General features: G+C 62.9%; 27 protein-coding genes. 19 read left to right on the top strand and 8 right to left on the bottom strand.

Annotated elements, in window-relative coordinates; all coding sequences use genetic code 11:
- Nucleotides 1-18: 18 nt before the first annotated feature.
- The 3 genes from PBR20603_RS07080 to PBR20603_RS07070 form a co-directional block, all read right to left on the bottom strand.
- Entirely contained in the window at nt 19-843 is an 825-nt protein-coding gene (locus PBR20603_RS07080; RefSeq protein WP_150558802.1) for an isocitrate lyase/PEP mutase family protein, read from the bottom strand.
- A 202-nt stretch (nt 844-1045) separates the two neighbouring features.
- Nucleotides 1046-1456: a VOC family protein gene (locus PBR20603_RS07075; protein WP_150558801.1), complete on the bottom strand. Its 411-nt coding sequence runs from the start codon at nt 1454-1456 to the stop codon at nt 1046-1048.
- A gap of 67 nt (nt 1457-1523) precedes the next feature.
- Nucleotides 1524-1715, bottom strand: coding sequence for an SDR family oxidoreductase (locus tag PBR20603_RS07070; RefSeq protein ID WP_281355990.1), 192 nt, complete (start codon nt 1713-1715; stop codon nt 1524-1526).
- Nucleotides 1716-1852: 137 nt separating this feature from the next.
- Here PBR20603_RS07070 and PBR20603_RS07065 point away from each other — a divergent pair, with 137 nt between their 5' ends.
- The 5 genes from PBR20603_RS07065 (at nt 1853) to mnmH (ending at nt 6848) form a co-directional block, all read left to right on the top strand.
- Nucleotides 1853-2782, top strand: coding sequence for a LysR family transcriptional regulator (locus PBR20603_RS07065; protein WP_246174442.1), 930 nt, complete (start codon nt 1853-1855; stop codon nt 2780-2782).
- Between the two features lie 162 nt (nt 2783-2944).
- Nucleotides 2945-3577 (top strand): cytochrome b, encoded by a 633-nt coding sequence (locus PBR20603_RS07060; protein WP_246174440.1) that lies wholly within the window; start codon nt 2945-2947, stop codon nt 3575-3577.
- Nucleotides 3574-5079, top strand: a complete 1506-nt coding sequence (locus tag PBR20603_RS07055; RefSeq protein WP_150558798.1) for a glycosyltransferase family 2 protein — start codon at nt 3574-3576, stop codon at nt 5077-5079. Before PBR20603_RS07060 ends, PBR20603_RS07055 begins: the two co-directional genes overlap by 4 nt.
- 36 nt (nt 5080-5115) lie before the next feature.
- Complete coding sequence (locus PBR20603_RS07050) at nt 5116-5748, top strand: tetratricopeptide repeat protein (protein ID WP_150558797.1); 633 nt, start codon at nt 5116-5118, stop codon at nt 5746-5748.
- Nucleotides 5745-6848, top strand: coding sequence for a tRNA 2-selenouridine(34) synthase MnmH (gene mnmH / locus PBR20603_RS07045; RefSeq protein ID WP_150558796.1), 1104 nt, complete (start codon nt 5745-5747; stop codon nt 6846-6848). Before PBR20603_RS07050 ends, mnmH begins: the two co-directional genes overlap by 4 nt.
- On the opposite strand, the gene PBR20603_RS07040 is transcribed toward mnmH, so the two are convergent.
- The 3 genes from PBR20603_RS07040 to PBR20603_RS07030 all read right to left on the bottom strand — a co-directional run bounded on the left by PBR20603_RS07040 (nt 6784) and on the right by PBR20603_RS07030 (nt 9166).
- Nucleotides 6784-7617, bottom strand: a complete 834-nt coding sequence (locus tag PBR20603_RS07040) for an AraC family transcriptional regulator (protein WP_150558795.1) — start codon at nt 7615-7617, stop codon at nt 6784-6786. The two genes, mnmH and PBR20603_RS07040, sit on opposite strands and share 65 nt — an antisense overlap.
- Before the next feature lie 145 nt (nt 7618-7762).
- Nucleotides 7763-8212 carry a cupin domain-containing protein gene (locus PBR20603_RS07035; RefSeq protein WP_150558794.1) on the bottom strand — a complete coding sequence of 150 codons (450 nt, stop codon included), beginning with the start codon at nt 8210-8212 and terminating at the stop codon, nt 7763-7765.
- 63 nt (nt 8213-8275) lie between these two features.
- Nucleotides 8276-9166 carry a LysR substrate-binding domain-containing protein gene (locus tag PBR20603_RS07030; RefSeq protein WP_246174438.1) on the bottom strand — a complete coding sequence of 297 codons (891 nt, stop codon included), beginning with the start codon at nt 9164-9166 and terminating at the stop codon, nt 8276-8278.
- A gap of 172 nt (nt 9167-9338) precedes the next feature.
- Between PBR20603_RS07030 and PBR20603_RS07025 the strand changes: the two genes are divergently transcribed.
- From PBR20603_RS07025 to PBR20603_RS06985, 9 genes are all read left to right on the top strand, one after another.
- Nucleotides 9339-10406, top strand: a complete 1068-nt coding sequence (locus PBR20603_RS07025; RefSeq protein WP_150558792.1) for an ABC transporter substrate-binding protein — start codon at nt 9339-9341, stop codon at nt 10404-10406.
- Between the two features lie 23 nt (nt 10407-10429).
- Nucleotides 10430-11518 carry an ABC transporter ATP-binding protein gene (locus tag PBR20603_RS07020; protein WP_150558791.1) on the top strand — a complete coding sequence of 363 codons (1089 nt, stop codon included), beginning with the start codon at nt 10430-10432 and terminating at the stop codon, nt 11516-11518.
- Nucleotides 11515-12453 (top strand): ABC transporter permease, encoded by a 939-nt coding sequence (locus PBR20603_RS07015; RefSeq protein WP_246174437.1) that lies wholly within the window; start codon nt 11515-11517, stop codon nt 12451-12453. Before PBR20603_RS07020 ends, PBR20603_RS07015 begins: the two co-directional genes overlap by 4 nt.
- Before the next feature lie 9 nt (nt 12454-12462).
- Nucleotides 12463-13278, top strand: a complete 816-nt coding sequence (locus PBR20603_RS07010) for an ABC transporter permease (protein ID WP_150558790.1) — start codon at nt 12463-12465, stop codon at nt 13276-13278.
- A gap of 3 nt (nt 13279-13281) precedes the next feature.
- Nucleotides 13282-14382, top strand: a complete 1101-nt coding sequence (locus PBR20603_RS07005; RefSeq protein WP_150558789.1) for an NAD(P)/FAD-dependent oxidoreductase — start codon at nt 13282-13284, stop codon at nt 14380-14382.
- A complete protein-coding gene (locus PBR20603_RS07000; RefSeq protein WP_150558788.1) occupies nt 14360-14668 on the top strand; it encodes a (2Fe-2S)-binding protein in 309 nt (102 codons plus the stop codon). Before PBR20603_RS07005 ends, PBR20603_RS07000 begins: the two co-directional genes overlap by 23 nt.
- Nucleotides 14665-16098, top strand: coding sequence for an FAD/NAD(P)-dependent oxidoreductase (locus PBR20603_RS06995; protein WP_150558787.1), 1434 nt, complete (start codon nt 14665-14667; stop codon nt 16096-16098). The genes PBR20603_RS07000 and PBR20603_RS06995 overlap by 4 nt, the downstream gene beginning before the upstream one ends.
- 56 nt (nt 16099-16154) lie before the next feature.
- Complete coding sequence (locus PBR20603_RS06990) at nt 16155-16511, top strand: RidA family protein (RefSeq protein WP_010806204.1); 357 nt, start codon at nt 16155-16157, stop codon at nt 16509-16511.
- 230 nt (nt 16512-16741) lie between these two features.
- Nucleotides 16742-17842: a sensor domain-containing diguanylate cyclase gene (locus PBR20603_RS06985; RefSeq protein ID WP_150558786.1), complete on the top strand. Its 1101-nt coding sequence runs from the start codon at nt 16742-16744 to the stop codon at nt 17840-17842.
- Nucleotides 17843-17852: 10 nt separating this feature from the next.
- On the opposite strand, the gene PBR20603_RS06980 is transcribed toward PBR20603_RS06985, so the two are convergent.
- Nucleotides 17853-18473, bottom strand: a complete 621-nt coding sequence (locus PBR20603_RS06980; RefSeq protein ID WP_150558785.1) for a GNAT family N-acetyltransferase — start codon at nt 18471-18473, stop codon at nt 17853-17855.
- A 107-nt stretch (nt 18474-18580) separates the two neighbouring features.
- The gene (gene panV, locus PBR20603_RS06975) at nt 18581-19252 is read right to left on the bottom strand and encodes a pandorabactin biosynthesis transcriptional regulator PanV (protein ID WP_150558784.1); all 672 of its coding nucleotides are present in this window, start codon (nt 19250-19252) and stop codon (nt 18581-18583) included.
- Between the two features lie 334 nt (nt 19253-19586).
- Between panV and PBR20603_RS06970 the strand changes: the two genes are divergently transcribed.
- The 5 genes from PBR20603_RS06970 (at nt 19587) to PBR20603_RS06950 (ending at nt 25937) form a co-directional block, all read left to right on the top strand.
- Entirely contained in the window at nt 19587-21560 is a 1974-nt protein-coding gene (locus PBR20603_RS06970) for an AMP-dependent synthetase/ligase (RefSeq protein WP_150558783.1), read from the top strand.
- Between the two features lie 54 nt (nt 21561-21614).
- Nucleotides 21615-22421, top strand: coding sequence for an ABC transporter ATP-binding protein (locus PBR20603_RS06965; protein WP_150558782.1), 807 nt, complete (start codon nt 21615-21617; stop codon nt 22419-22421).
- 61 nt (nt 22422-22482) lie between these two features.
- Nucleotides 22483-23397 (top strand): branched-chain amino acid ABC transporter permease, encoded by a 915-nt coding sequence (locus tag PBR20603_RS06960; protein WP_150558781.1) that lies wholly within the window; start codon nt 22483-22485, stop codon nt 23395-23397.
- Between the two features lie 55 nt (nt 23398-23452).
- On the top strand, nt 23453-24529 hold the full coding sequence (locus PBR20603_RS06955; RefSeq protein WP_150558780.1) for a branched-chain amino acid ABC transporter permease: 1077 nt from the start codon (nt 23453-23455) through the stop codon (nt 24527-24529).
- A gap of 133 nt (nt 24530-24662) precedes the next feature.
- A complete protein-coding gene (locus PBR20603_RS06950; protein ID WP_246174466.1) occupies nt 24663-25937 on the top strand; it encodes an ABC transporter substrate-binding protein in 1275 nt (424 codons plus the stop codon).
- Nucleotides 25938-26024: the final 87 nt, after the last annotated feature.

The following is a 26024-nucleotide window of genomic DNA, read 5'->3' as shown; positions in this document are numbered from 1 at the left end:
ACAAGCCGGGGGGGGGGATCACTCGCGCGGCTGGAACAGCCCGTTGAGCGTTGCGCCGCTGGCGGCGCCGTCAAAGCCGTCGAAGCGGCCCTCGGCCAGTGCCGTTGCTGCGCGGATAAAGCCGCCCCATGCGGCGCGGGCCAGCGCGCCGCCGACGCTCACGCGCCGCACCCCGAAATCGGCAAGGTCTTGCAGGGTGAGGGCAGACGTGGCCCCAATCAGCACGTTCACCGGCTTGGGCGCGACGGCTGCGACGACCCGCCGGATTTGTTCGGCCGACTGAATGCCCGGCGCGTAGAGGCAATCGGCACCGGCTTCGGCGTAGGCTTGCAGGCGCGCAATGGCGTCGTCGAGGTCAGGTACACCCGCGAAGAAGTTCTCGGCGCGGCCAATGAGGAGCGTGTCGCCCCCGGTCTCGTCGATGGCGCGGCGGGCCGCTTTCATGCGCGCGACCGCTTCATCGAGCGGGAATAGCGGCGCGTGAGCGTCACCGGTCGAGTCTTCGATGGACAACCCGGCGACGCCGGTCGCCACGGCCATCTTGACGCTTTGCGCGACTTCCCCGGGCGTTTTGCCGAAGCCGCTCTCGAAGTCGGCGTTGACCGGCAGAGCGGTGGCATCGACAAGGGTTCGCAAATGCGCGAGTACGGTGTCGCGCGTTACACCATTGTCGGGATGCCCGGTCGACCACGCGAAGCCTGAACTGGTCGAGGCGACGGCCTTGAAGCCGGCGTGTTCGAGATACCGTGCACTGCCCGCATCCCACGGATTCGGGATCACAAAACAACCGGCTAGATGGAGTTCGCGAAAGGCGGCGCGTTTTTCGGCGGTGCTGCGTGGCATGGATTGTCTCCTTGAAGGGGCGCAGTTCCGCTGTTCTTTATACGCTGCGCACAGAATGCCCGATCATCGCGGTTTTGTGCCGGGCTCGCAAGGCAGACCCGGCGCACGGGACGGAATCTGCCCAAGGCTGGCCATCTTCGTCTTATGGCGGCGTCACCCGTGAGTTCAACGTTGCTTCATGTGAAATTACGTTTCCTGAATTTCACTGTTTGGACATCTGGGACATGTCGACGAACATCACCTCCCAAATATGGCCATCGGGGTCTTCGAAGCTGCGGCCGTACATGAAACCGAGATCCTGCTTGGCATTGATGTCGGCCTTGCCACCGTGCGCAGCGGCAGTTTCAGTCATCTTGTCGACACTCTCGCGATCTTCCGCGCTCAGCGCCAGCATTACCTCGCTTTCTCGCCGCGAGTCCGCGATGGGCTTCTTCGTGAAATATGCCCATTTTTCATGCGTCATGAGCATGACGAAGATGGTGTCTGAAAACACCATGCAGGCACTCGTGTCGTCACTGAACTGGGGATTTCTGCTGGCACCGATGGCGGTATAGAAGGCTGTCGCCGTTGACAGGTCTCGCACCGGCAGGTTGATGAAGATTTGCCTGGACATAGTTTTCTCCGCTTAGTTGGGTTTGAGACAAAAAAATCAATGCTTCCCCTGCGCCCGTGCGTCATGCTCAGACGAGGCGCAAACCACCATCGCGCTCCATGATAGTGGCGGTGGTGTAGCCGCTTCCGATAAGAAAGGCGATGGCCTGCGCGACATCATCGGGCTGACCGACGCGCCCCACTGGCAATTCGCTTGCGTGCCGTTCGAAGCATGCCTGCCGGGCTTCATCGGCCATAGCGTTCCACCACGGCGTCTGCACAACGCCGCAAGCGCAGCCCAGTACCACCACCTTGCCAATGTCGCGGTTTTTCGCATCCTCCTGTGTTCACGCTGCCGCTGTTGCAGCGGGCGGGGATAGCATGCATCCTAGGTGGACTATCACTCCAATCGTTTGTCATGATCACATCCATCATTGAGAATGATCTTCGTCGATTCGATCTCAACCTGCTCCTTGTCTTCCATGCGCTCATGCAGGAGCGCCACGTCACACGTGCGGCGGCGCGGTTGTTTCTTGGTCAGCCCGCAGTGAGCGGAGCCCTGAAACGACTTCGCGCAGCCTTTGATGACGAATTGTTCGTGCGTGGTCGCTCAGGAATGGAACCCACACCTCGTGCGCTGGAGCTTTCCCAGCAGATCGATACGCTGCTCATTGGTCTTCACGAGACCATGCGGGTTGGCCGTCCGTTCGATGCTCGAAACGCCAATCGGACGTTCCGAGTGGGGGTTTCCGAGGCGATCGCAGTGACGCTGTTTCCATCCTTGTTTAAAGCGCTGGCTTCCGAGGCGCCGGGCGTGAAGATTATCTCCGTGGATACGGACTGCCACCGTGTCTCCAGCATGTTTGAACGCAATGAGATCGAGATCGCGCTGGGCGTGTTTAACGAGTGCGCTCGATGGCAACAGCAGTGCGCGTTGTTGGATTGGCGCTTTGTCTGCCTCTACAACCCGATGCTGATACGGCCGCAGGGAGACGCGTTAAGCTTGAGCGAGTTTCTGGCGCATCCGCATGCGCTCACCTCGTTCACAGGCGAGCTTCGAGGATTTATCGACGAGCGGCTGGAGGCGATGGGCAAGCAGCGGCGCGTGATATTTTCGAATCCGCACTTTGCCACTCAGCCTTTCATTGCACGTGACAATCCCGTGCTGGTGACGGTGCCCGACTACATTGCCCGCACATGGAGCCGCAGTCTTGGTCTGCGCATCAGCCCGTTGCCGTTCGATACACCGACGCATCAGATCAGTGCATTGTGGAAGACCTCGCATCAAGGAGATAGCGGCCTGCGCTGGCTCATCGGACTGACCGAGCAAGCCGCCCGCACGAGCTGAGCCCTCGCGCGCACGTGCACATAACCGGTGTTGTCCCCGCCATGAGCGGTGCCGGCGCATGCGCTGTTATCCGCCGTAACAATTTTTTGCAACAACGCGGGAATAAGCGCGATTGAACCCGCGTTATGCCATCATCTCCTCTGCGTTTTCAGGATGTCCGACGTGAACTCTCAGCCCCCTTCGGTTTCTTCCGCGTCTGCACGCAAGCCCGGCGTGGCCTTGTACGAAGACGCCAAGTACACCCGTGTCGCCATGCTGCTCCACTGGGCAGTAGCATTGTCGATGCTCGGCAACGTCGCTATCGGCCAGACGATCGCGTTGCTGTCAGACGCCACCCTTGAGAAGATCGACGTGCGTTTCTGGATCGATCTGCACAAGTCCATCGGCATCACCGTGCTGGGCCTCGCGATCCTGCGCATTCTGTGGCGCGCGACGCATCGTCCTCCTGCACTCTCGCAAGTCTTTGCTTCGTGGGAGCGCACGGCGGCCCATCTCGTGCATTGGTTGCTGTATGTCGTGATCTTCGCGCTGCCGCTCTCGGGCTGGGCACACGATTCGGCCTGGGTCGCCGCATCGACGCACCCGCTGGTGCTGTTTGGCAGCGTACCGTTTCCTCGCATGGGGTTCCTGATGACGATGAACGATGCGAGCAAGGATTACTGGCACGACGTGCTGGGTAACGTCCATGCGTATTGCGCCTACAGCTTGTACGTGCTGCTGGCATTGCACATCGGCGGCGCGCTCAAGCATCAGTGGGTCGATCGTCACCCGGTTCTCGGCCGGATGCTGCCATGAGCGCCGACATGACGACGAAGGCGTCGCAGCTCGAAGCCGCCCGCGAGGCGAACTCGCCGCGCTTCACGCTGCCGCCGACGCCGTTGGCGAGCTGGCTCGTCCATACTGGCGTGGCCGTGCTGTGGTGTCTGTTGTTCGCACAGGCGTTCTTCCTCAAGGGGGTGTTCGCGTGGGGGACCGGTGTGGCCTATGTCGTGTATGACACGGTGCTGCTCGCGTTCGTGTTCTGGCAGGCGTGGCGTCTGATGCGCCCCGATCCCGAAGAGACCGCCGCGCTTGCGGGCAACGACGCTGTCAACGTTCGGCTGACGCTCGGCGTCGTCGTTGCGGCACATAACGAGGCGGCGGCCCTGCCGGTCACGTTGCGCGCGCTCATGACAGGACGCAGGGTGCCGGACGCCATCGTCATCGCCGACGACGGCTCGCAGGATGGCACCGTGGCACTGCTCACCGGCGAATACGGCCTTTCGGACCCCGGCGTAGGAGGGCTCAGTGCGCCGAGCACCCGCTACCCGAATCTGCGATGGCTGCGCGTGCCGCATGGCGGCAAGGCGCGCGCGCTCAACGCCGCGCTGCTGGGCATGGATACGGGTATCGTGATGACGGTCGATGCTGACACACTGCTAGATGCCGAAGCGTGCGCCGCGATGCACGACGCGTTTGTGCGTCGCCCCCGACTGGTGGCCGCGACCGGTGTGCTGACGCCGGTGTGCGGCAACACGGCAAGCGGGCGAGTGCTGCAATTTTTCCAGACCTACGAGTACATCCGCAACTTCATCTCGCGCTTTGCATGGATGCGGGCAGACGGCTTGCTGCTGATTTCGGGCGCATTCGCCTGTTTCCGTCGCGAGGCGGTGCTCGACGTGGGTGGGTTTGACCCCGCGTGTCTGGTCGAAGACTATGAGCTGATCCATCGGCTGCGCCGCTACTCGGTCACGCATGGGCTGGGATGGGAAGTCCGCGTAGTGGGCGGTGCACAAGCGCTCACCGATGCGCCGGACACGCTGACGAGCTTTCTGCGCCAACGTCGCCGCTGGTTTGCGGGTTTTCTTCAGACGCAATACTGGTATCGCGATATGGTCGGCAACGGCCGTTACGGCAATCTGGGGCGTTGGATGTTGCCCGTGAAGGCGTTCGACACGCTTCAGCCGATCTTCGGGCTCACCGCTTTCGCGCTGCTCGTGACGTTCGTCTGCGAGGGGCATTACGGCGTGGTCCTGCCGGTCTCGGGCATCATCCTTGGCAAGATCGCCATCGATCTCGGCTTTCATCTCTGGTCGGTGCATGCCTACCGGCGCTGGACCGGGCACCGCACGGGCACGAGTCTGGGAATGGCGTTTGCCGCGGCCGTCCTGGAGCCGTTTTCGTTCCAGTTGATGCGGCACACGGGGGCGGCGCTGGGGTGGGGCCACTTCCTGACCGGACGCCAACGTTGGGGCGTTCAGGTGCGACGAGGTATTCTGTCGGGCGAGCGCGGGACGCAGGTGTCCCGCGACAGGTGACTTTCCGGCAGTGTCCTTTTTCTGATGAACCGATCTTTGACGTGTTTGGTCCTGGTCTGCGCGCTTGGCGGCGTGCTGAGTGTGGCCGGGTGCAGTGCGCCCGAGCGCAAGCCGTCCGGTCCCGACTATGCTGCGCTCGGTGGCGCGGCGGAAGTGCGTGGCGACTGGGATAGCGCGCGCCGCGCCTTTGGACAGGCCGTGCTTGTGGCTGACCAGTCGGGCTGGCCGGCGTCGCAGCGCGCGGCCATACACTTCGACTATGGCCGGGCGCTGGGCGTGACCTGCTACTACACCGAGGCCGAACGAGAGCTTGGCCTCGCCTACGATCTCGATATTCTGACGGCGCGTTACCGCTATCCGGCGCTGATCGAGCTGGCGCGACTGTCGCTCGCGCAGCGGCAATTTGCGCAATCTGCGAAGTACTTCGGCCGGGCGCTGGGTTCGCTCGATCGCATGGAGGCAGCGCGCAAGGTCCCGTTCGCCTATGCCGAGCTGCTCGATGACTACGCGCTGGCGTTAGGCGGCGCGGGCGACGCCGAGGCGGCCAACCGCATCATCGAGCGCGCCGCGAAGGTGCGCGCGGATCTTGGCGACGTGCTCCCCGGGCAGGCGACATCGCGCACACCTTACGGCACGCACTGCGGGCAATTGGCGGCGGGGGCACGATGAACCTTCAGCGCGTTGGTCTGGACAGTGCCGGCGACTTCGACGACATCATCGACGTTCGCACACCGCTCGAGTTTGCAGACGACCACATCCCCGGCGCCATCAACGTGCCGGTGCTCAGCAACGAAGAGCGCGTCATCGTCGGCACGATGTACAAGCAGGAGTCCCCGTTCGACGCCTCGCGCGTGGGCGCGGCCATGGTCGCGCGCAACATCGCGGCGCATCTCGACACGACGTTTGCCGACCGGCCGCGCAATTGGCGCCCGCTCATCTATTGCTGGCGAGGCGGTATGCGCTCCGCGTCGATGACCGTCATGATGAACATGATCGGCTGGCGAGCGCGGCAGCTCGAGGGCGGCTACAAGACCTACCGGCGTGAGGTCGTGACTGCGCTCGAGGCGCTGCCGCCGACGCTCGAGTACATCGTGCTGACGGGGCACACGGGTAGCGGCAAGACCCGCCTGCTGCACGCACTGGCCGGCGCCGGTGCTCAGGCGCTCGATCTCGAAGCGCTCGCCAGGCATCGCGGTTCTTTGCTCGGGGCGATGCCAGACGTTCCACAGCCGTCGCAAAAATCGTTCGATACGTCGTTGGTCGGGACATTGCGTGCTTTCGATCCGAAGCGGCCGGTGTTCGTCGAAGCGGAGAGCCGTCGTATCGGGCTCATTACGCTGCCCGAGTCGCTGATGTCGTCGCTGCGTGGCACGACGACATGTGTCGAGGTCAACGTCTCTCTTGAAGAGCGTGTCGACCTGTTAATGCAGGAGTACGGTCATTTGCTGATGGCGCCTGAGCACTTCCGCACGCAACTGCTTCGGTTGGTGCCGCTTCACGGACGCGCAGTCGTCGATCAATGGTTGACGCTGCTCGATGCCGGGCAGCAGCGCGAACTGTCGGAAGCGCTCATCACCCGGCATTACGATCCCGCGTATTCGCGAAGCTCGCGCAAGATGCTGCACGGGTTGGCGAAGGCCATCCCGTTCGAGTTTCATCCGGGGGCGCAAGACCTGCACACGCAAGCGCAGGCCTTGCTCGCGCTCACTTCACCGGCAGGCAGATCCGGGTGCGCAACTGCGCCGCAGGCGTCGAGCGGGGATCGTTGAGATACTGCTCGAACATCGGGAAGTCGGCTGGCTCCAGGCCGCTGTTGGGCAGCCACGCCGAAAAGAGCCACTGATATGGCTGGCTCATTTCGTTATACGGCCCGGTATAAGTCAAGACGGCACAACGCCCGGCCGGAATCTCGAAGCGCTCCAGATCGTTGCCGAGATCGGCATCGGCGGGCACCGATACGCCCGCCAGCGAACGCAATTGCTCGGCGGGGACCTGTTCAGGGTCGTCGAAATACACACCGAAGCCTGTGGCGTCCGGTTGTGCCAGCCCGTGGGCCGCGGCGAGCATGAACGCGCGCACGAACACGGGGCCGATTTCCTGATAGCTGCCGCTGTGCCTGAGCACGGCGAGGGTAGTGGCGGGGAACGACTCGACGGTAATCGGATACATGGTGAGCTCCTGGGGATCGATAGGTCCGGAGCGAGCGTCGCGGTAGCGTCCCGGCGGCATGCCGAAGAACGCACCGAAGGCCCGGTTGAAGGCCGCATCCGACGCATAGCCGGCTCGCGACGCCACAACACGCATCGAATCCTCAGACCCGGCCAACGCCACCGCCGCACGGTGCATGCGAATGCGCTGCACCGTGCCGTTCACCGTCTCACCGAGCAAGGCGCGGTAGATGCGGTGAAAGTGATACGGCGACAGGCATGCCAACTCCGCGAGGTGATACAGATCCGGTGTGCTGTCCGGATGGCTGGCAAGCCATGCCAGCACGGGCTCCATGCGTTGGGCATAACGAAGGCGGGTCTCGGGTTTCATCTGCGCTCCTTGGACACCAATGTATCGACAGACGATTTGCCGATTTTGCTGTTTTACCGCACCAGTGGACTCGTTTCGAATGGCCGTCGCGTCGGCGGCCTGAGCATCGCTGCGCTTCGCGCCGACGCGGTTGACACACCGTCGCCTACTGTCCGATATGCAATGGCGCTTCCGGATCGTATACGGCGTACAGCTTCGTGTAGCCGCTCGATTCGAACACCCCCGTCCAGCCCTTCGGCAAGGTGACGGCGTCCCCCGGGCCGGCGTCGACGACATTGCCGTCGCTTGAGGTGAACTTCGCCCCGCCGCTCAGAAAAACCAGCAATTCCGTGTACGGATACCCGGGCGCTGAACGGATCTCTTCCCGCACCGGGCCGGACTTGAACACCCCGGTCTGAAAGGCTTTGTCGCCCGAAGTGTACGTGTTGACGTCGACCGTTTCGTTGCCGTCCTCATTCTCATGCACGGCGTCGTCGCGATCGAATACCGGACCGGCCAGCGCGTGCCTGGACGTCTTGATGGGATGAAGCGTCTCGGCACCGGCACCCGGGGCGCATGGGGGCGTCCGGTCGCTGGCCGGCCGAGAGCTTATCAACCGCGTGCTGCGTCAGGCAAGGCCTGTGCGCGAGTCGGCCACAGGGGGCGGAGCCGTGGCGGCTCAGTCGCCGAACTGCGCGATCATGCGCTGCTTCGTATAGTCGACGAAGGCCTTTGCGAGTTGCGAGGGCGGGTGCTGCGTCGAGGTGACGAGCGAGAAGCCCGACAGGACTGCCGGCTCGAATGGCTTGACGATGACACGACCCGCCGCATAGCGGGCTGTGATCTGATCGATGATTGCCACGCCCGCACCGTGCTGCACCAACACGCAAATCGCTGCGGACAGTTGCGATTCTGCGCTCATCACCCGGTCGATCTGCCGCTCGGCGAAAATGCGGTCGATATACATCCGCCCGTCGAATTCCTTCGGATACGACACGAACGACTCGTCGCGCAAGTCTTCGGGATGGATCACATCGCGCTCTGCCAGACGATGGCCGAGGGGCAGGATACAGCGCATGGGCGCACGGTGCAGTGTCTCGACGTTGACCCCCGCATGCGTGAGTGGGTGAGCGATGAAACCCACGTCGCAACGGCGCCCGACCACCATATCCACCACGATGCTCGACGCGTGAATCAGCAACGTGGTGCTGATGCCCGGATGTTCGCGCATGAAGCCGGTCAGGGTCGTCGGCAGGAATTCCAGCGCGAGGGCGGGCGCACCGGCGATATGCAGCGAGCCGCGCCGCAGCGACTTGATCTGCTCGGCCGTTTGCGCGATACGGTCGATGCCCGCAAACGAGCGCTCCACCTCCTCGAACAGCACCATTGCTTCGGGCGTCGGGTTCAACCGGCCATTGATCCGGTCGAATAAGGAAAACCCTACGTCGGCCTCCAGATCGTTGATCAGGCGAGTGACCGCCGGTTGGGAGATGTGAAGCATGTCGGCTGCACGCGTGACCGTCTGGCGCAGGATCAGCGCGCGAAATGCCTCCAACTGCCGGATCTTCATCGAAGCCTCGTCTGACCCATTCCATAACATTTACGTATGGTCGGGCTAAAAAATGTGATTTGACGGTGGGTGTGTCGAAAATGACTCTACGAAAACCACGCAATAGTTTGATTTTTTTCGTAATGCCGGGCCATAACATCACATAACACTGCATCACGCAAGGAGCCTCTCGATGAAGACTGTCGTTCCCCAAACGCTTCGCACGCTTGGCCGCGCCGCCGCCGTATCCGTCGGTGTTGCCGGATGGGTATTCGGTGCCACGGCCGCTTATGCCGACACGACCCTGTATGTCGGCGCCTATGGCGGCTCGTTTGAGCAGATGCTCAAGAAGGACGTCATTCCCGGATTCGAACGGGCGAACCCCGGCACCAAGGTGGTGATCGTGCCTGGCGATTCGACGACAACCCTTGCCAAGCTGCAGGCGCAAAAGGGTAAAGCCGGCATGGACGTCGTCTTCCTCGACGATGGTCCGATGTATCAGGCCATTCAGATGGGCTTCTGCGGCAAACTCGCCGACGCACCGGTCTATCAGGATCTGTACGACATCGCGAAGTTCAAGAGCGGCAATGCCGTTGCCGCCGGGCTGATCGCTACGGGGATCGCTTACAACACGCGTCTGTTCCAGTCGAAGGGCTGGCCCGCGCCGACGTCGTGGAAAGAACTCTCCGATCCGAAGTACAAGGGCAAGCTCGTGATGCCGAGCATCAAGAACACCTATGGCCTGCATGCCCTGCTTGTCGAGTCGAAGCTCAATGGCGGCAGCGACACCAACATCGATCCGGGTTTCCGCGAAATGGAGAAGATCGCACCGAACGTACTGTCGTTCGATCCGTCGCCGGGCAAGATCGCCGAGCTGTTCCAGGCGGATGAAGTCGGTATCGCCGTATGGGGCAATGGCCGTGTGCAGGCGCTGCGTCAGCAGGGCATTCCCGTCGAGTTCGTGTATCCGAAGGAAGGTGCGGTAGCCCTCGGCATGGGCATGTGCGCGGTGGACAAGTCGGCCAACGACGCGCTCGCGCAGAAATTCATTCAGACGATTCTCTCGCCGCAGACGCAAGCTGTCCTCGCCGAAAGCCAGGGGGTTGCGCCGTCCAACAAGAAGACGCAATTGTCGATGTCCGTCGCGGCACGTGTGCCATCGCCTGCGCAGATCGACAAGCTCGTGCGTGTCGATTGGGACGTCGTCAACGCCAAGCGCGCTGAGTGGACGCAGCGCTGGAACCGTCAGATCGAGCGTTAAGGCGCACGGAGATCACAAGCGTCATGAGCACCCCATACTTGCGTCTCGAGCAACTCGGCAAACGCTTTGGTGACACCGTTGCGGTCGAGGGCGTCGATCTGTCGATTGCACAGGGCGAATTCATCTCCCTGCTGGGCCCGTCAGGCTGCGGCAAGACCACGACCTTGCAGATGATCGCCGGGTTCGTCGTGCCGAGCGCCGGCCGCATTTTGCTTGAGGGCCGCGACCTCACGCCGGTGCCGCCGGAGAAGCGCGGGCTCGGTATCGTGTTCCAGAGCTATGCGCTGTTCCCGCACATGACCGTGGCGCAGAATGTCGCTTTCGGTCTGGATATGCGCCGTGTGGACCCCGGGCAGAAGCAGCGCCGCGTGCAGGACGCGCTGGAACTCGTGCACCTCGGCCAGCATGCGCAGCGCTATCCGCGCGAACTCTCGGGCGGTCAGCGTCAGCGGGTGGCGCTTGCCCGCGCGCTGGTGATCGCCCCCCCGGTGCTGTTACTCGACGAGCCACTGTCGAACCTCGACGCGAAGCTGCGCGAACAGATGCAAGATGAGTTGCGCGCCATTCAGCGCAAGGTCGGCACGACCACTATCATGGTCACGCACGACCAGGCCGAGGCGCTGGCCATCAGCGACCGTGTGGTGTTGCTCAACGCCGGACGTGTGGTGCGCATCGATGCGCCGCACGAGGTGTACGAAGACCCGCGTGCCACGTTTGCCGCGCACTTCATCGGCCAGACCAATCTCATCACGGGTCAGCTTGACGTGCGCGGCGGCGTGGCGGTGCTCGACGCGCAAGGGCACCGGCTCGCCGTGTCGCCCGCGCACGCCGGCGCGGTGCCGGCCGGCGTTGCGATGGGTGCGAGTGGGCCGGTCACGTTCAGCCTGCGGCCCGAGCGCATTCGCCTGACACCGGCGAGCGCGGGACGGCTCGCCGGCCGCGTGGGCCAGCGCAGCTTCCACGGCAGCCATTGGGTGCTCACGGTGTCCACGGCGCTGGGTGAACTGCGTGTGCTGGTATCGAATGACGGCGTCGTTGCGGCGAACGATGGCGAAGCGGTCGGGCTTGATTGGGCCGACGATGCACTGCGTCTCGTGCAGGAGGGCACATGAACGCCGCGACGTCTACGCCATCGGGAGCCAGCAACATGCCCGAGATGAAGGCGACTGCGGCGGTCTCACCCGAGATGGCCAGCCAGCGTCGCGCGGCCTGGACGCTGGTGATGCCAGCGACGATCTACTTCCTCGTGCTGCTGGCGGTGCCACTTGTGCTGACGTTCGTGTTGAGCCTGCATGGCTTCGACCCGAATCTTGGCGGGATCCTGCCGACGATCTCACTGCAGCATTACGTCGACATTCTCACGGACAGCTATTTCTACGAGATATTCCTGCGCACGCTGCTGCTCTCCGTCGGCGTGACGGTGCTGTGTGTACTGGTCGGCGTGCCGGAGGCTTACTTCCTGTTCCGCATGCGCGATCCGTGGCGATCGCTTTGTCTGGTGCTGGTGCTCGGGCCGCTGCTGATCTCGGTCGTCGTGCGCACGCTGGGCTGGTCGATTTTGCTGGGCCGCGAGGGACTGGTAAACACGGTGCTCGTGAAGTTGGGGCTGATCGATCATCCGTTGCAGATGCTTTTCACGATGGGCGCGGTCACGGTGGCGCTGGTCCATGTGCTCGTGCCGCTTATGGTGCTTTCGGTGTGGACTTCGCTCACCCGGCTCGACCCGGCCGTGGCGCACGCTGCGCGCTCGCTCGGTGCGGGACGCGCGACCGTGATGTGGCGCGTGGTGCTGCCTCAGATCACGCCGGGAATTCTCTCGGGCAGCCTGATCGTGTTCGCGCTCACGGCAAGTGCCTTCGCTACGCCGGCGCTGATTGGCGGGCGTCGCCTGAAGGTGGTGGCGACCACGGCTTACGACGAGTTTCTCGGCACGCTGAACTGGCCGCTGGGTGCTGCTATTGCCATCGTGCTGCTGATCGTCAACGTCGTCATCATCAGTGGATATAACCGCGCACTCGAGAAGCGCTTCACGCGCCGTCTCGGTTGAGGAGGGGATATGAATCGACAAGATCCTCAATTCGATCGTAACGGTGCAGCGGCGCTCGCGTTTCACGTGCTGTTTCTCGTCTTCATTCTCGCGCCGCTGGTGGTGGTGTGTCTGGTGGCGTTCACGCCGGACAACTTTCTGTCGATCCCGACGCAGCACTTTTCGCTGCGCTGGTTTTCGTCACTGATGGGCGATGAGGACTTCCAGTCGGCGCTGCGCACGAGTCTGTGGCTGGGCGTGACGTCGGCCAGCGTGTCGACGGTGTTGGCGGTTCCAGCCGCGATGGGACTGGCGCGCTACCGTTTCCCGGGACGCGATGCGATCAATTCGTTTTTGCTCTCGCCGCTAATGATTCCGCCGGTGGTACTGGGCATTGCGTTCCTGCGGTTGTTCACGCTGCTCGACGTGGGCGGATCGTTCGTGAGCCTCGTTGCCTGCCACGCGCTGCTGATCTTCCCGTACGCGCTGCGTCTGATCATGTCGGCGCTGGTGGGGCAGGCCGACGAAGCCGAACGTGCGGCGCGCTCGCTCGGTGCGGGACGCTGGACAACGTTCCGCCGCATCACGTTGCCGGCGATTCTGCCGGGCGTGGCGGGTGGCTGGGTGCTGGCGTTCATCAACAGCTTCGACGAGCTGACAGCCACGATCTTCGTCACGTCGCCCACGACGATCACGCTGCCGGTGCGCATTTACATGAACATGAGCGAGACGGTCGATCCGAGTGTGGCGGCGATTTCGACGCTGCTCATCGGGCTGACGCTGGCAGTGATGCTGCTGCTCGATCGCCTCTATGGGCTGAACAAGGTTCTGGTTGGGAATCACTAAAACATGCAAAAGACATACGATATCGCCGTCATCGGCGGCGGCCTGGTCGGCATGGCGATCGCCTACGGGCTCGCCAAGCGCGGACAACGCGTCGTCGTTTGCGATGGCGAAGACAATTCGCTGCGTGCTGCCCGTGGCAACTTCGGATTGGTCTGGGTGCAGGGCAAAGGAGGCACCTGCACGGACTATGCGCGCTGGTCGCTGCACTCGGCCAATACCTGGCAAGGCTTTGCCGACGAGTTGTTCGCACGCACCGGTGTGTCCGTGGGCTTTCAGCGGCCCGGCGGCTTCAACATTGCGCAAACGCCGGAGGAACTGGCGATCAAGGTCGAGAGCATGCGCAAGTTGCAGGAGGCCGAGCCTGCACTCGTGTACGAGGTGCTCGATCACGACGCGCTGGCCGAGCGTCTGCCGGCCATCGGCCCCGATGTGGCAGGTGGCATCTACTCCCCGAACGATGGGCACGTGAGCCCGCTGTACACGTTGCGAGCGCTCTTCGCCGCGTTCGAGCAGGCGGGCGGCGAGTACGCGCCGAATGGACGTGTGACCGGTATTCGTCAGGTCGGCAGCGCATTCCGTGTGAGCATGGGCGATACGTCCTTCGACGCCGGGCGCGTGGTGCTTGCTGCCGGCCTTGGCAATCGCGATCTCGCGCCGATGGTGGGACTGAACGCGCCTGTCAAGCCGCTGCGCGGCCAGATTCTCGTGACCGAACGCGTCAAGCCGTTTCTCTCGTATCCGACGATCTATGTGCGGCAAACCGTTGAGGGTTCGGTCATGCTCGGCGACTCGGCCGAAGACGTGGGCTTCAACGATGGCGTGACCCCGGACGTGCTGGCCGACATCGCGCGTCGCGGCATTGCGCCGTTCCCTTTGCTCAAGAACGTGCGCGTGGTGCGCGCCTGGGGGGCGTTGCGTGTCATGACGGCCGACGGTCTGCCGATTTACGAGGCCTCTGAGGCTTGCCCGGGCGCATTTCTGGCGACCTGCCACAGCGGCGTGACGCTTGCCGCCGCACATTGTGAAACCATCGCGCCGTGGATTCTCGGCGCGCCGCGTCCCGCGCTTCTGGATCATTTCTATGCCAAACGTTTCGCTGCTTAAGTCGCTGGCGCGCAAGGATGGCGCGACAGTGCGGATGTTTATCGAAGGCACGCCAGCCGACGTGCCGGCCGACATGAACGTGGCCGCCGCCTTGCTCTTCGCGGGCGTGACAGCGTGCCGGACCACCCCTGTGACGGGCAGCGAGCGCGCACCGTTTTGCATGATGGGCGTGTGCTTCGACTGTCTCGTGGAGATCGACGGTGTGCCGAACCGGCAAGGGTGCATGACGCCCGTGCGTGAAGGCATGCAAGTGCGTCGAATGGATGGTGCGAGGAGTGTGGCATGAGCACGAAGATCGTGGATTTGTTGGTGATAGGCGCCGGGCCTGCGGGGTTGGCGGCGGCATTGGAGGCAAAGCGTCACGGGCTCGCACCGCTGGTCGTCGATGAAAACGCGCTGCCCGGCGGACAGATCTATCGCAGCGTGAGCCGCTCGCCGCTGGCCGACCCGGGGGTGCTCGGGCCGGACTATCTGCGTGGACGTGCGCTCGTCGACGCGTTCACGGACGCAGGCATCGCCTATTGGCCGCAAACGCTCGCCTGGCAGATCGGCGCGGACAGACGCGTGTCCGTCACGCGGCAGGGCGCAGGCGGCGGAACGCTGCAAGTCGAAGCGGGCGCCATCGTGCTGGCGAGCGGCGCGCAGGAGCGGCCGTTCCCGATTCCCGGCTGGACGCTGCCGGGGGTCATGGGCGTGGGCGCGGCGCAAACGCTGCTCAAAGCGTCGGCGCTGGTGCCGGACTCGCCTGCGGTGCTGGCCGGTTGCGGCCCATTGCTCTACCTGTTTGCGTGGCAACTCATCAATGCCGGCGTGCCGGTGCGCGCCATTCTCGACACGGCCGAGGCGAGCGGGCGTCGCGACGCCTTGCGTCACGCCGGCGGGGCCTTGCGGGCGCCGTCCTATCTGATGAAAGGCTTCAAGCTGCTGCGTGCGATTCGTGCGGCAGGCGTGCAACACGTCAAGCATGTGGAAGCCTTGCGCGTGCTCGGGGCCACGCGGGCCGAGGGCATCGAGTATGTTGTAGGCGGGCAGACGGCGCGCATCGACGCGGCGCTGGTGTTGCTGCATCAGGGCGTGGTGCCGAACACGCAGGTCACGCGCTCGATTGGCTGTGAGCACGAGTGGGACGAGGCGCAGTTGTGCTGGCGTCCGAAGCTCGACGCCTGGGGGGAGACGAGTCTTCCGGGCATCTTCGTCGCCGGTGACGGCGCGGGGATCGCCGGCGCGCTGGCCGCCGAGCCGTCGGGGCGGCTCGCGGCTGCCCAGGCCGCGGTGACACTCGGCAAGCTCGACGATGCGAAGCGCGACTCTCGCGCGCTTTCGCTGCGCCGCGAGTTGGCGGCACACACGGCGATTCGTCCATTCCTTGATGCGCTGTACCGGCCGGCGCAAGCGTTTCGCGCACCGGCCGACGACAGCACCATCGTGTGCCGTTGCGAAGAGGTGACGGCCGGAGACATACGTCGCATGGCGGGGCTGGGCTGTGTCGGCCCGAACCAGACGAAGAGTTTTTCGCGTTGCGGCATGGGGCCGTGTCAGGGCCGGTTCTGCGGACTGACGGTCGCGGAGCTGCTGGCGCAAGCCCAGGGCTGTGCGGTGCCGGAAGTCGGGTACTACCGGATCCGTCCGCCGATCAAGCCGGTCACACTGGGCGAGTTGGCTGCCGCAGTCGAGGCCCCTGAATTCCTGAGCGAGCGCGCAGGCTTCCCCAAGTAGGTGAGGTGGGCTCGCGCCTCTCACCCGCTTCTTTTTTCCTTTTGGAGACGTGGTTAATGAGCGACATTCAACGCCATCACACGAATGCACGGATGAGCCGTGTTGTGGTGCATAACGGAACGGTCTACATCGGAGGCCAGACGGCAGACGACCGAAGCCAGGACATCACCGGACAGACGCAGCAAGTGCTCGCGAAGATCGACGGTTATCTGAAAGACGCCGGTATCGACAAGTCGCGTCTGCTCTCGGCGCAGGTCTGGCTCAAGGACATCGAGTCCGATTTTGCGGGCATGAACGCGGTGTGGGACGCATGGACGAGCCCGGGCAACACACCCACGCGCGCCACCGTCGAGTCGCGTCTCGCGGCCGCAGATCTGCTCGTCGAGATTGCCGTGATCGCTGCTGCGAAGTAAGCGGCACAACCGCACGTCATCTGCATTTCAGGCCCGCGATTGTCTGCGGGCCTTTTTCATGGGGGCATGCGCCGGGGGCGATCGGATGATCCGGTAAATGCACTGATGAAATAAATGTGTCAGTTGTTTGGCGCTCCCATATGGTCGGAAAGAAAGGGGCGCAGGCATAATGCGCAGGCCGCCAGGCGAAGTGACTTTCCCAAACCGATGACGCCTTAGACGTTGGCGAGATGACGGATCAATCGACAGACCAGATCACACCCCCAAAATCACAAAGGGCGAGAGACTTCTCGCGTCGCGTGCTGGGCCTGCGCAGTCTCGGCTGTGCGCTGAGTGCTATCGCCGTTTTCACGGTGTTTCAGCATACGGGGGCGTCGCACTTCGCCTACGGTGTTTGGGCGCTCAACGCGTTCCTCTGGCCGGCCTGCGCCCATGCCATCGCAATGTCGGCGACGGATCAGGTCGCGGCGGAGCGTCGCAATCTCTTGTGCGATTCCGCATTCGGTGGTGGCTGGGTGGTGGCGATGCACTTCAGCGGGGCACCGTCGGCCGTCTTGATCTCGGTGTTGCTGATGCACAATGCGTCGGCAGGCGGCGGCCGGCTGCTGCGCGACGGCATTCTGGCCATGATCGCCGGCGGCATGCTCGCCGGCGCGGCCGTCGGCTTCGTAGTCAAGACCGAGATCGAACTCTCTGAATTGCTCGCGAGCCTGCCGCTGCTGCTGATCTATCCGACGCTCGTCGGGCTGACGAGCTTCCGGCTGGCGAAACGACTCTCGAAGAGCGAGCGCGCCTTGCGCCGCATCAGCGATCAGGACGATCTCACGTCGCTGCTCAACCGCCGCTCATGGATGCGCGCATTGACGAATTGCCATGCCGACAAGCGAACCGGCCGCTCAGGGACGGCGAGCATCGCGCTGCTCGATATCGATGGGTTCAAGGAAATTAACGACGTCCATGGCCATCTCCAGGGCGATTCGCTGATTCGGATACTCTCTGACGTACTCTCGAGCGAACTGGGCGGCCGCGACGTGATCGGCCGATACGGCGGTGACGAATTCTGCGTCCTGTTCGACGGGCAAGCGGCCGAGAAGGCACGCAAGAAGCTGGAGAAAGTGTGTGCGGCGTTCGCCGAGGCCACCCGGGGTCTCGATGCGTCGGGCAGCGTCACCCTGAGTGTTGGCGTGGCCAATTTCGACGGAGATCTCGTCTCGCCGACCGCATGGCTGGCACTGGCCGACGGGGCACTGTACTCGGCCAAGCGCTCGGGCAAGGATCGCATCGTGATTGCGCCTGCCAAGCGCGATTTCGAAGGCGCAGTGTTGCGGTAGCGATGCGGTGTTATCCGGCGGCCGGCCCGCGCGCCAGCTTGCCTTCCAGCGCGGCCTTTACCGTCGGCCACTCGTCGTCGATGATGCTGAAGCGCACCGAGTTGCGCTTGCGCCCGTCGGGCATGATGCGTTCGTGGCGGACGATACCTTCCTGCCTGGCGCCAATCCGCAAGATGGCGGCTCGGGACTTCTCGTTCAATTCGTCGGTCGTGAACTGCACCCTCACGCACCGCATCGTCTCGAACGCGAACGTGAGCAGCAGGTACTTGGCTTCGGTGTTGATGCTCGAGCGTTGAGCCGTCGCGCTTAACCACGTGTGCCCGATCTCCAGCTTCCGGTTCGCACGGTCGATTTTCCAGAATCGCGTGCTGCCGACAATCTGCCCGGTCGCTTTCGACACGATGACGAACGGCATGACGGTGCCGTCTTCGCGACCCTGCAAGGCCTTGTCGACGTAGCCGCCGACAGTCTCCGGGCCGGGCACGACGGTCACTTTCAGATTCCACAATTCCCCGTCTGCCGCGGCGGCGAGGAGCGCCTGCGCATGACCAGCTTCAAGGGGGTGGAGTTCGACGCTGTTGCCAACCAGCGTGGGGCGCATTTCGTCGGCCTGGAAATCGGTCGGGGACATGGGGAGGGGGTCTCGTAACGGGACTGCCTGCAAAAGACCGATTTTGCCCTGAGCGCTCTGCGTCGACAAGGCAATGGCAGCGAGGCGATGACAAGGCGCCGCCGCCCCTACATCCCGAATTCGCGCAACCCTTCCAGGTCGAGAATCGTCAGCACGCCATAGTCCACCTTCACCAACCCGGCTTGCTCGAGTACCTTGAGCGCGAGATTGACGCGCTGACGCGAAACCCCGGCGAGATAACTCAGCTCTTCCTGCGAAATCTGCACAGTGTTGTCGTCGGACGGGTACAGGTTCGGATTGAACATCGACGAGAGCGAACGAGCGACGCGGGCATCGGTGTCGAGCAGGCGCTCGTGTTCGACGGCCGCAATGAACTGACCAAGGCGCTCGTTGAGTTGAAGCGTCAGAAAGCGGTTGAACGGGATGCTGGTATCGAGCAACCAGTCGAACGTGGCAATCGGCATGTGAGCAACGACCGAGTCGCGCAGCGCCATCACATCGTATTTCCGGATCTCGCGCTTGAGAACCGATCCTTCGCCGAACCATGCCCCCGCCGGCACACCGGTGAATGTCACTGACTTCCCGCTTGCCGATGCCGTGGCAATTTTCACCAACCCTTCGATGACACCGAACCACGCATGGGTGGGATCGCCCTTACGACACACATAGCCACCATTCTCGACAGGGCGCACCTGAATCTCCGCCGCCACGCGTTCGCGTTGTTCTGGCGTCAGTCCTTGCGCCCACACGCTGCGCTGCAACAGGGTTTCGAGCGACATATAGGGATTTTCCCTTGATTGTCATCCGGGTGACAAATCCGTCGTGAGCCATGAGGTATCTTCGCCTTGCCTGGCAGCGCCGAGACAAGCATTCATGGCGGTTCGTACACGACGCCGAAGCACAAGTATAGAAGCTGCCGACTGCCGGGCATAGCCGTCATCGCTTCGTATTGCAGACTTTCGCAGACTAACGCAGGGCATCTAACAAAAGCGTCGTTCGAAGACGCGACCAGCACGAGAGCACTAGAGAGCGTGCCACACGCACGCGCGCCGACCGAGCCACGCCACTCCCCCTCGACAGACGTCGAATCGTGGCGAGACACAGGAGACAGGCATGCAGGAGCGGACCACATTCCCGCGTTTGTTGCTGGCCCATGCCGCGACGCGCGGCGCCCGCACAGCGTATCGGGAAAAAGATCTGGGAATCTGGCAAAGCTGGAGCTGGCAGGAAGCCGCGCACGAAGTTCGGATGCTGGCTTGCGCGCTGGCCGCCGCCGGATTCAAGCGGGGCGATAACCTCGCTATCGTTGGCAACAATCGCGTACGCCTGTATTGGGCGATGACGGCTGCCCAAGCGTTGGGTGGCGTGGCCGTGCCGTTATACCAAGACGCCGTCGCGGCGGAAATGATCCACGTCCTCGAAGATGCCGAGATCGATTTCGCCATCGTCGAAGACCAGGAGCAAGTCGACAAGCTGCTCGAGTTGCGCGAGCGCGTGCCGCGTCTGTCGAACATCATCTACGAAGACCCGCGAGGGCTGCGCAATTACGACGCTGCCGGTTTGCTGTCATACGCCGATGCCGTCGAGCAAGGGCGCGACTTCAACGCCAGACATCCGCGCTACTTCGACGAAGCCGTGGCGAGCGTCGATCCCGACGACACGGCGACGATCCTCTACACGTCGGGCACGACCGGGAAGCCGAAGGGGGTCTGCCATTCGCACGCTGGTCTGATCGGCGCAGCGTTTCACGGCAGCGCATTCGACAGGCTCGCCCCCGGCGACGAAGTGCTGTCGTACTTGCCGATGGCGTGGGTCGGCGATCATCTGTTTTCTTACGCCCAGGCATTGGTCGCGGGCTTCACCGTGAATTGCCCCGAGTCGCCCGACACGATCGCCACGGATATGCGCGAGATCGGCCCGACCTATTACTTTGCGCCGCCGCGTGTGTATGAAAACGTGCTGACGCAAGTGATGATCCGGATGGAGGACGCGAATCGTTTCAAACGAAAGATGTTCGCGCATTTCATGGACGTGGCGAACCGGTGCGGTGCGGCGGTGCTCGACCGGCGTCCGGTGCCGCTGCTCGACAGGCTGCAGTATGCGCTCGGCAATCTCTGTGTCTATGGTCCGCTGCGCAACACGCTCGGCATGAGCCGGATTCGCACGGCGTATACCGCCGGGGAAGCCATTGGTCCTGATCTGTTCCGCTTCTATCGGGCGATTGGCGTCAACCTGAAGCAGTTCTACGGGCAGACGGAGACGTGTGCCTATGTCTGTCTGCAACCGGATCGTCAGGTGCGATTCGACAGCGTGGGGCCCGTGGCGCCGGGAATGGAAATCAAGATCGGCGACAGCGGGGAAGTGCTGGTGCGCGGCGTGGGATTGCTCAAGGAGTACTACAAGCGGCCAGACGCCACGCGCGAAGCCCTCGACGAGGCCGGGTATTTCCGCACGGGCGATGCTGGCATCATCGACGCGGACGGTCATCTGCGCATCATCGATCGTGCCAAGGACGTGGGCAAACTCGCCTGTGGTTCGCTGTTTGCGCCGAAGTACATCGAGAACAAGCTCAAGTTCTTCTCCTATATCAAGGAAGCGGTGGCGTTTGGCGACGGGCGCGACGGGGTGTGTGCGTTCATCAACATCGACATGGATGCCGTGGGCAATTGGGCGGAGCGGCAAAGCCTCGCCTATGCCGGGTATGTCGACCTTGCCAGCAATCCACGTGTTGCCGAATTGATTCTGGGCTGTGTCGACACGGTGAATGCGGATCTTGCCAAGGAGCCGGCGTTCTCGGCAGCGCAGATTCAGCGCTTCGTCATCCTGCACAAGGAACTGGATCCGGACGACGACGAACTTACGCGCACGCGCAAGGTGCGTCGCGCGTTTATCGCGCAGAAGTATGACGTGCTTGTCGACGCGTTCTATTCGGGCAAGTCAACGCAGTTCATCGAGACGCGGGTGAAGTTCGAGGACGGACGCGAGGGCAGCGTAAGCGCCACGCTCACGATACATCCCGCTCGCGTGATCGGTGCCCGTGCGCACGTCGACGACCCTGCGCCTGAGAAGTTGCGCTGCGCCGCCTGATACTCGCAACGCCCCCCTCGTGGGAATTCAGCCAGGCATTTTGCAGGAGAAGGCATGAACGACAATCGCAAAAGCGGCGATATCTTGCTCGATTTGCAGCACATCAGTCTGTCGTTTGGTGGCGTGAAGGCGTTGACGGACATCTCGTTCAACGTTCGCGAGCACGAGGTTCGCGCGATCATCGGGCCGAACGGCGCGGGCAAGAGTTCGATGCTCAACGTCATCAATGGCGTCTACCACCCGCAGCAGGGCACGATCGTTTTCCGGGGGCAGGTCAGACAGCGCATGCACCCGACATCGGCCGCACGTCAGGGGGTGGCACGCACATTCCAGAACATCGCCTTGTTCAAGGGCATGACGGTGCTCGACAACATCATGACGGGGCGCAATACCCGGATGCGCGCCGGGTTGCTTGCGAGCGCGCTCTGGTGGGGGCGTGCGCGTCAGGAGGAAATGGCCAATCGCGCCAAGGTCGAGGAGATCATCGATTTCCTCGAAATTCAGCACATTCGGAAAACGCCGGTCGGACGGCTGCCTTATGGCCTGCAAAAGCGTGTCGAGCTGGCACGTGCGCTGGCTGCCGAGCCGGAGTTGCTGCTGCTCGACGAGCCGATGGCGGGGATGAATCTCGAAGAAAAGCGCGACATGTGCCGATTCATTCTCGAAGTGAATGAGGAGTTCGGCACGACGATCGTGCTGATCGAGCATGACATGGGCGTGGTGATGGATATCTCCGACCGTGTCGTGGTGCTCGACTACGGCAAGAAGATCGGCGACGGCACGCCCGCCGAGGTCCGGGAAGATCCAGAAGTCATTCGTGCCTATCTGGGCGCCGCTCAGGGCATGCCCGCCGCGGCGTGACAGGGGGAAGGGCAGGAACGTAACCGGCGGTTGGCGACGCATTGGCAATTTGGAGACATCGATGCAGTTCTTTCTGGAAATCCTGATCGGCGGATTGCTCTCGGGTGTGATGTATTCGCTCGTTGCGCTCGGTTTTGTGTTGATCTTCAAGGCCTCCGGCGTATTCAACTTCGCACAGGGCGCCATGGTGTATTTCGCGGCGTTGTCCGTGGTTGGCCTGATGGAGCGGGGCTTGCCGCTGTGGCTGGCCGCCATCGGCGCGTTCGGCGTCATGGTGCTGGTGGGCGCCGCCACGGAGCGCTTCGTGCTGCGAAAGCTGGTGAACCAGTCGCCCATCACGTTGTTCATGGCGACCATCGGCTTGTCATTCTTCCTCGAGGGACTGGCGCCGCTGCTGTGGGGCAACGAGGTGCGTCCGCTGTCGCTGGGCATTGTCGACGAACCTATCGCGTCGATCATGGATTCGACGGGCGTGCTGGTCAGCAGCTTCGATCTGGCGGCGGCGGGCATTGCCGCCGTGTTGGTGGCGCTGCTCGCGCTGTTCTTCAAGGCAACGAGTATCGGCCGAGCGCTACGCGCGGTGGCCGACGATCATCAAGCGGCGCTCTCGCTGGGTATTCCGCTGCAGCGGATCTGGGTGGTGGTGTGGAGTGTCTCGGGGTTCGTCGCGCTCGTGGCAGGCATGCTCTGGGGCTCGCGCAACGGTGTTCAGTTTGCGTTGACGATGACTGCGCTCAAGGCGCTGCCCGTGTTGATCCTGGGCGGTTTTACGTCGATCCCGGGGGCCATTGTCGGCGGGCTGATCATCGGTGCGGCGGAAAAGCTCGCGGAGATCTACGTGCCGCAGTTTCTCCAAGGCCAGTTCGGCGGGAATTTCGGGGGCATCGAGGGCTGGTTCCCGTACGTCTTCGCACTGCTGTTCCTGTTGGTTCGCCCGGAAGGGTTGTTCGGCGAGCGGCATATCGATCGGGTCTGAACCGGCGGTATTCAACTCAGGACGTACGCGCACGCATTCATCGCAGAGGCCATACATGTTCTATCGCGAAGCTGGGCAGTTCAAGACATCTTACGAAGCCGACAGCCAGATTTTCCCGATCCGGCAGGATCGAATTGCCGTATGCACCGTGCTGGCCGTTGCGTTCGGCGTGCTGCCGTGGATCGCCACCGAATACTGGCTGACCGCGATTCTTGTGCCGTTTCTCGTGTTTTCGCTCGCCGCGCTGGGCCTTAACCTCCTGACGGGCTACGCCGGGCAACTGTCGCTTGGGACGGCGGCGTTCATGGCGGTTGGCGCGTATGCGTCTTACAACTTCCAGTTGCGCATCGAAGGCATGCCGATTCTCGCGTCGTTTGCCCTGGGGGGCGTTTGCGCGGCACTCGTCGGCATTGCGTTCGGCTTGCCGTCGCTGCGCATCAAGGGCTTCTATCTGGCGGTCGCCACGCTCGCGGCGCAGTTCTTCGTGCTGTGGGTGCTGACGAAGTTTCCGTGGCTCTCGAACAATAGTTCGTCGGGCGTGATTACCGCGCAGAAGATCTCCATTCTCGGGGTGGACGTCGACACGCCGGTGCGCAAATACCTGTTTGTGCTTGGCGTCGTGACGGTCATGGCGCTCGTCGCGAAGAATCTGGTGCGCTCGCACATTGGCCGGGCCTGGATGGCGGTGCGCGACATGGATGTCGCCGCCGAGGTCATTGGCATTCCGCTGATGCGCGTCAAACTGCTGGCTTTCGCCGTGAGTTCCTTCTATTGCGGCGTGGCGGGGGCGCTTTACGCCTACTGCTACCTCGGTTCGGTCGAGCCGGATGGTTTCTCGCTGGATCTGTCCTTCCGCATTCTGTTCATGATCATCATCGGCGGCGTGGGCAGCATTCTCGGCAGCTTTCTGGGGGCGGCCTTCATTCTGCTGCTGCCGATTCTGCTCGACAGCACCCTGCCCACCATCGCTTCGTTCCTGCATTTGCCGTTCACTAACGCTACCGTCTCGCATATTCAGTTGATGGTGTTTGGCGGTCTCATCATCTTTTTCCTGATTGTCGAACCGCATGGGCTGGCGCGGCTCTGGCAGATTGCCAAGGAGAAGCTGCGCATCTGGCCCTTCCCGCATTGAGCTTCGACTGGTTTGCGCATCGGGATGTCGTGCGTTGCCAGACACGTTTTGCCACGAATAAAACCACAGATGGAGACACAGCATGATGACGAAAAACTTGGCGGTCTCGTTGGGTACGGCGCTTGTGCTAGGCATGGGGAGCATGAGCACATCGTTCGCGCAATCGAACGATCAGTTCATTGCGCTCGCTGACTATCGGGTCGGGCCCTATGGCGCGAACGGGCAGTCCTTCTACGGCGGGTTCATCGACTATCTGCAGTACGTGAATCTCAAGAACGGCGGCGTCAACGGCGTCAAGCTGACGTGGGAGGAATGCGAGACCGAGTACAACAACGCCAAGGGCGTGGAGTGTTACGAGCGTCTCAAGGGGAAGAATCCGGTCACCAAGGGCACGGCGTATCACGTGATGGCGACGGGTATTTCCTACGCGCTGATCGACAAGACGGCGACGGATCAGGTGCCGCTGGTGATGATGGGGTATGGCCGCACCGATGCCGTGGATGGCACGGTGTTCCCGTGGGCGTTCCCGCTGGTGACGACGTATCAGATGCAGGCGTCGGCCATCATCAAGTTCCTGGCCGACAAGAATGGCGGATCGCTCAACGGCAAGAAGATCGTCTTCCTCTATCACGACTCGGCATATGGCAAGGAGCCGATCGTCGCCATGCAGGCCGAGTCGAAGATCAACAAGTTCAACCTGATCGAGATTCCGGTCGCCCATCCGGGTAACGAACAAGGCGCGCAGTGGCTGCGCATTCGTCAGGAGAACCCCGACTACGTGGTGTTCTGGGGCTGGGGCGTGATGAACCAGACGGCGCTCAAGGCGGCACAGAAGGTCGGTTATCCGCGCGAGAAGATCGTCGGTAGCTGGTGGGCCGGCTCGGAAGAGGACACGATTCCGGCAGGCCCGGCGGCCAAGGGCTACATGAGCGCCACCTGGAACGTGGCGGGCAAGCAAGTTCCGCTGATCGCCGACATCGAGAAGGTGGTCTACGGTGCGGGCAAGGGCAATATGCAAGACCCGTCGAAGGTCGGCTCCGTGCTCTACAACCGTGGCGTTTCGGCGGCAGTGGCTACCGTCGAGGCGCTCAACACGGCGCAGAACAAGTTCGGCAAGGGCAAGGTCATGACGCCGGTGCAGGTGCGCTGGGCGCTCGAGAACCTGAATATCGACGCCGCCCGGCTGAAGGCCCTTGGCGCGACCGGTCTGCTGCCCGACATCAAAACGAGCTGCGAGGATCACGAGGGGTCGGGCAAGGTGCGCATCCAGCAATGGGACGGCGCGAAGTGGGTACTCGTGTCTGACTGGATCGAAGGCAACCGGCGCTTGATTCACCCGCTGTTCGAGGCGTCGGCCAAGCAGTACGCCAAAGAGAAGGGAATCACGCCTGCCTGCTACAAGATGTAATCGACGCCTTCGCCCGCATGGCATAGCGCGATGCGGGCGAGGGCTGACGAACTACGGCCGGTGCGTGAACCCGGCAGCATCGATTCC

Source organism: Pandoraea bronchicola, assembly GCF_902459805.1.
Lineage (GTDB): Bacteria > Pseudomonadota > Gammaproteobacteria > Burkholderiales > Burkholderiaceae > Pandoraea > Pandoraea bronchicola.
This window is presented reverse-complemented; position numbering and strand designations above follow the sequence as displayed.

Coding starts and splice junctions, on each gene's coding strand:
- PBR20603_RS07025 (WP_150558792.1), top strand. CDS start 9,339: ATGAAGACTGTCGTTCCCCAAACGCTTCGCACGCTTGGCCGCGCCGCC.
- PBR20603_RS07030 (WP_246174438.1), bottom strand. CDS start 9,166: ATGAAGATCCGGCAGTTGGAGGCATTTCGCGCGCTGATCCTGCGCCAG.
- PBR20603_RS06960 (WP_150558781.1), top strand. CDS start 22,483: ATGCAGTTCTTTCTGGAAATCCTGATCGGCGGATTGCTCTCGGGTGTG.
- PBR20603_RS06980 (WP_150558785.1), bottom strand. CDS start 18,473: ATGTCCCCGACCGATTTCCAGGCCGACGAAATGCGCCCCACGCTGGTT.
- PBR20603_RS06995 (WP_150558787.1), top strand. CDS start 14,665: ATGAGCACGAAGATCGTGGATTTGTTGGTGATAGGCGCCGGGCCTGCG.
- PBR20603_RS07020 (WP_150558791.1), top strand. CDS start 10,430: ATGAGCACCCCATACTTGCGTCTCGAGCAACTCGGCAAACGCTTTGGT.
- mnmH (WP_150558796.1), top strand. CDS start 5,745: ATGAACCTTCAGCGCGTTGGTCTGGACAGTGCCGGCGACTTCGACGAC.
- PBR20603_RS06990 (WP_010806204.1), top strand. CDS start 16,155: ATGAGCGACATTCAACGCCATCACACGAATGCACGGATGAGCCGTGTT.
- PBR20603_RS07005 (WP_150558789.1), top strand. CDS start 13,282: ATGCAAAAGACATACGATATCGCCGTCATCGGCGGCGGCCTGGTCGGC.
- PBR20603_RS07075 (WP_150558801.1), bottom strand. CDS start 1,456: ATGTCCAGGCAAATCTTCATCAACCTGCCGGTGCGAGACCTGTCAACG.
- PBR20603_RS07040 (WP_150558795.1), bottom strand. CDS start 7,617: ATGAAACCCGAGACCCGCCTTCGTTATGCCCAACGCATGGAGCCCGTG.
- PBR20603_RS07010 (WP_150558790.1), top strand. CDS start 12,463: ATGAATCGACAAGATCCTCAATTCGATCGTAACGGTGCAGCGGCGCTC.
- PBR20603_RS07065 (WP_246174442.1), top strand. CDS start 1,853: ATGATCACATCCATCATTGAGAATGATCTTCGTCGATTCGATCTCAAC.
- panV (WP_150558784.1), bottom strand. CDS start 19,252: ATGTCGCTCGAAACCCTGTTGCAGCGCAGCGTGTGGGCGCAAGGACTG.
- PBR20603_RS06955 (WP_150558780.1), top strand. CDS start 23,453: ATGTTCTATCGCGAAGCTGGGCAGTTCAAGACATCTTACGAAGCCGAC.
- PBR20603_RS06965 (WP_150558782.1), top strand. CDS start 21,615: ATGAACGACAATCGCAAAAGCGGCGATATCTTGCTCGATTTGCAGCAC.
- PBR20603_RS07080 (WP_150558802.1), bottom strand. CDS start 843: ATGCCACGCAGCACCGCCGAAAAACGCGCCGCCTTTCGCGAACTCCAT.
- PBR20603_RS06950 (WP_246174466.1), top strand. CDS start 24,663: ATGGGGAGCATGAGCACATCGTTCGCGCAATCGAACGATCAGTTCATT.
- PBR20603_RS07055 (WP_150558798.1), top strand. CDS start 3,574: ATGAGCGCCGACATGACGACGAAGGCGTCGCAGCTCGAAGCCGCCCGC.
- PBR20603_RS07000 (WP_150558788.1), top strand. CDS start 14,360: ATGCCAAACGTTTCGCTGCTTAAGTCGCTGGCGCGCAAGGATGGCGCG.
- PBR20603_RS06970 (WP_150558783.1), top strand. CDS start 19,587: ATGCAGGAGCGGACCACATTCCCGCGTTTGTTGCTGGCCCATGCCGCG.
- PBR20603_RS06985 (WP_150558786.1), top strand. CDS start 16,742: ATGACGGATCAATCGACAGACCAGATCACACCCCCAAAATCACAAAGG.
- PBR20603_RS07015 (WP_246174437.1), top strand. CDS start 11,515: ATGAACGCCGCGACGTCTACGCCATCGGGAGCCAGCAACATGCCCGAG.